The sequence below is a fragment of the Amaricoccus solimangrovi genome, from assembly GCF_006385685.1.
Taxonomy (GTDB): domain Bacteria; phylum Pseudomonadota; class Alphaproteobacteria; order Rhodobacterales; family Rhodobacteraceae; genus Amaricoccus; species Amaricoccus solimangrovi.
In genome coordinates this window covers 1-2,631 of record NZ_VFRP01000079.1, presented here as the reverse complement: position 1 = coordinate 2,631, position 2,631 = coordinate 1, and the positions used below count along the sequence as shown (strand labels likewise).

Sequence of the window (2,631 nt, the reverse complement as noted above, 5' to 3'; positions counted from 1 at the left end):
TGAGCTCAGCTCTTCTTGGAGCGCTTCTTCTGGCGCTGGACGTCGACGACGACGGCGGCGACGATGATGAGGCCCTTCACGATCTCCTGGTAGTAGGCGTCGATGCGGAGGAAGGTGAAGCCCGAGGTCATCGTGCCGAGGATCACGGTGCCGATCACCGTGCCGGTGATCCGGCCCTGGCCGCCGGTGAGCGAGGTGCCGCCGATCACGGTCGCGGCGATCGCGTCGAGTTCGTACATCATCCCCATGCCGGCCTGCGCGGTCTGCGCGCGGGCGGCGGTGACGAGGCCGGCGAGGCCGGCGAGCGTGCCCGCGATCGCATAGACCTTGACGAGATGCTTGCCGACGTCGATGCCCGAGACCCGCGCCGCCTGCGGGTTGGCGCCGATCGCATAGGTGTACTTGCCGTAGCGGGTGTAGCGCAGCGCGACGTGGAAGATCAGCGCGACGACGAGGAAGATCACCACCGGCCAGATCCCCGAGCCGATCTTGGCGAAGCTCTCGGTCGGGAACGAGATCGGCTGGCCCTTGGTGTACCATTTCGCGACGCCGCGCGCCGTCACCATCATGCCGAGCGTGGCGATGAAGGGCGGGATGCCGGTATAGGCGATCAGCGAGCCGTTGATCATCCCGGCAAGAAGCCCGATGCCGAGCCCGACCAGCAGCGGCAGGATCACCGGCAGGTCGGTGAGGCTCGGATAGACCGCGCGGGCGTAGCTCGAGGATTGCGCGAAGCTCATCGCGATCATCGCGGTCGCCGCCACCACCGAGCCCGAGGAGAGGTCGATGCCGCCGGTGATGATCACCTGCGTCACCCCGACCGCGATGATGCCGATCACGCTCACCTGCAGGATCATGATGGTGAGCCGCTGCGGATTGCCGAGGAAGCTCTGGCCCTGGAAGATCCAGCCGAGGATCTCGAAGACCAGCGCCACGCCGATCAGGATCGACAGGATGTTGAGCTCGGGCGGCACCCGCCGCTTCGCCTTGACCGGCGCCGCCCCGGCCTCCATCTGGTTCTGAACAGCCATTGCCTTTTCCCCCTTTGTCTCCGGGCCTCCGCCCGGGGCCGCTCAAGCCGCGCGGCGCGTTCCCCGTCGCCCGCCGAGGCGGGCGCCAATTCCTCCCGCCTCAGCGGGCGGCCAGTTCCATGATGGAGACCTGCGTCGCTTCCGACCGGTCGAGAATGCCCGTCGCATGGCCCTCGTGCATGACCATCACCCGGTCGGACATGCCGAGCACCTCGGGCAGTTCCGACGAGATCATGATCACCGCCACGCCTTCGCCCGCGAGCCGCGAGATCAGCCGGTGGATCTCCGCCTTGGCGCCGACGTCGATGCCGCGCGTCGGCTCGTCGAGGATCAGGATCCTCGGCTTCGTCAGCAGCCAGCGCGCGATCAGCACCTTCTGCTGGTTGCCGCCCGAGAGGTTCTCGATCCGCTCGTAGAGCGTCGGCGTCTTGACGCGGAGCGCCGCCTTCATCTCCTCGCAGCGCAGGTTCACCGCCTTCTGGTCGACGAAGCCGCCCTTCACATGGGCGTCGCGCAAGACCGCCATCTGCATGTTCTCGAGCACGTCGAGGATGAGGAAGCAGCCGGTCTCCTTGCGGTCCTCGGTCAGGAACGCCATGCCCGCCTTCATCGCATCGACCGGCGAGGCGATCGTCACCTCCTGGCCGTCGATCAGGATCCTGCCGCTCGTCGCCGGCACCACGCCGAACAGCGCCTCGGCGACGTTGGACCGGCCCGAGCCGACGAGCCCGGCGAGGCCGAGGATCTCGCCCTTCCTGACCGAGAAGCTGATGTCGTGGAACACGCCCGCGACGGTGAGGTTCTCGACGCGCAGGATCTCGTCGCCGATCGGCACGATCTCCTTCGGGAACATGTCGGTGATGTCGCGGCCCACCATCATCCGGATGATGTCGTCGCGCGTCACATCCGCCGAGGGGTGCGTGCCGATGTACTTGCCGTCGCGGAACACCGAGAATTCGTCGGCGATCTCGAAGAGCTCGTTCATCTTGTGCGTGATGTAGACGATGCCGATCCCCTGCGCGCGCAGGTCGCGGATGATCGCGAAGAGATGCTCGACCTCGGTCTCGGTCAGCGCGGAGGTCGGCTCGTCCATGATCAGCACGTCGGATTCGTAGGAGACCGCCTTCGCGATCTCGATCATCTGCCGCGCCGCCACGGTGAGCTCGCCCACCTCGACGTCCGGGTCGATCCTGATGTTGAGCCGGTCGAACAGTTCCTGCGTCATCCGGCTCATCCTGCGATGGTCGATGAGGCCGAGCGCGTTCCTCGGCTCGCGCCGGATCCAGATGTTCTCCGCCACCGTCATGTAGGCCATCAGGTTCAGCTCCTGATGGATCATCGCGATGCCCTTCTCGAGCGCGTCGAGCGGCGAGGTCAGCGTCACCTCCTCGCCCCGGAGCCGGATCGTGCCCCGGTCCGGCGTGTAGATCCCGGCGATGATCTTCATCAGCGTCGACTTGCCCGCGCCGTTCTCGCCCATCAGCGCGTGCACCGTCCCCGGCCTCAGCCGGAATTGCACGTCATCGAGCGCCACCACGCCCGGGAACTCCTTCCGGATACCCTCGATCTCCAGCAGGGACTCCCCCGCCTTCGACTTGTG

2 protein-coding genes are annotated in these 2,631 nt (G+C 66.7%); both read right to left on the bottom strand.

Annotated features, from left to right (window positions below; genetic code table 11):
* Window positions 1-5: 5 nt before the first annotated feature.
* Window positions 6-1,031, bottom strand: a complete 1,026-nt coding sequence (locus FJM51_RS23185; protein WP_140456459.1) for an ABC transporter permease — start codon at window positions 1,029-1,031, stop codon at window positions 6-8.
* A 100-nt stretch (window positions 1,032-1,131) separates the two neighbouring features.
* The gene (locus FJM51_RS23180) at window positions 1,132-2,604 is read right to left on the bottom strand and encodes a sugar ABC transporter ATP-binding protein (RefSeq protein WP_233713246.1); all 1,473 of its coding nucleotides are present in this window, start codon (window positions 2,602-2,604) and stop codon (window positions 1,132-1,134) included.
* Window positions 2,605-2,631 lie beyond the last annotated feature (27 nt).